Raw genomic sequence first — 1,156 nt, forward strand, 5'->3', positions numbered from 1 at the left:
TTGGACGAGGCGGCCAACCGTGCATTGTCCGACGACCGCTGGCCCCTGGTCGGCATGATCGTGCCCATGGCCGGTACTGACAAGCGCATGTCCGCTGCTGTGCGCAGCCTGCTCCTTCAGAACTATCCCCGCTATTTGCCTGTGCTGGTCACCGCCACTGACGATGAGCCCGCGGCGGACCTTGTGCGGCAAATCCAGCGGGATTATCCCCACGCGCGTCATGTGGTGGCCGGACAGGCCCGCAATTGCGGCCAGAAAAACCACAACAGCCTTTGCGGGGTGGCCGCGGTCAAAAACAAGGCCGATGTCTTTGTTTTTTGCGACAGCACCCATATGGCCCGGCCGGATTTCATGCGCCACCTGGTGGGGCCTCTTGCCACTGGCGAGGCGGAATTTTCCACAGGCTACCATGTGGTGAATCCCGGTGACCATCGCCCCGTGACCCTGGCGTATGCCCTGTGCGTCCTGCTCATGCGCCTTTTGCAGGCCGTTTCGTCCTTCACCCAGCTTTGGGGAGGGGCCATGGCCATGACCCGCGAGGCGTTCGGCAGATACGCCGTGGAGGACTTGTGGGCGCGCAACGTGGTAGACGACTGTTCACTTTCGGCGCGTTTGCAAAAACTGGGGATTCCGGTACGCCTTTGCCCCGGCGCGCTTCTGCACACCGAGGCCGACAGGCATGAGCGCCACGTCTGGCGTGCCTGGATGGACCGGCAAGTGCTTTTCCTCAAATTTTGCATGCCCATGCAGTGGGTGTTGCTGGGCGTTATGGGCATTGTCATGGCCGTGCCGCCCCTGGCAGCCATTTTCATTCTTCTGGGCGGGCTGCTGCACCTGAGCAGCGCCCCGGCAGTGTTGCTGGCGCTTTTGTGGATAGCGCTTCTGTCGGTGATCCTGCACCTGTGGCGGGGGCTGCTGCGGCACTCCATTTCATTTGTCCGCTGGTTTCTGAGCTTTTTTGACGCGGTAGCCATGTTTGTTCTGGTCTACATTCACAGTCTGTCCGCCCGGAGCATTGTGTGGCACGGCTTGCGCTATGTGGTGGGGCGGGGCGGCACTGTGCGGCGGGTGGAAAGGCTTTTTTAGGTTTGCCCCCGGTCTGGCGGCAAGGTTTTCCTCTCTTTGGGCGCATGGCGCAAGAGACGGCCGGGCGCGC

Annotated in this window: 1 protein-coding gene; it reads left to right on the top strand. The window is 62.0% G+C overall.

Going from position 1 to position 1,156, the window contains the following annotated elements; translation table 11 throughout:
* Positions 1 to 1,086, top strand: a 1,086-nt coding sequence (locus tag V6C16_RS13845; protein WP_333543504.1) for a glycosyltransferase, incomplete at its 5' end; no start/stop codon positions are given.
* Positions 1,087 to 1,156 lie beyond the last annotated feature (70 nt).

It is taken from the genome of Desulfovibrio sp. 1188_IL3213 (genome assembly GCF_036763145.1).
Lineage (GTDB): Bacteria > Desulfobacterota > Desulfovibrionia > Desulfovibrionales > Desulfovibrionaceae > Desulfovibrio.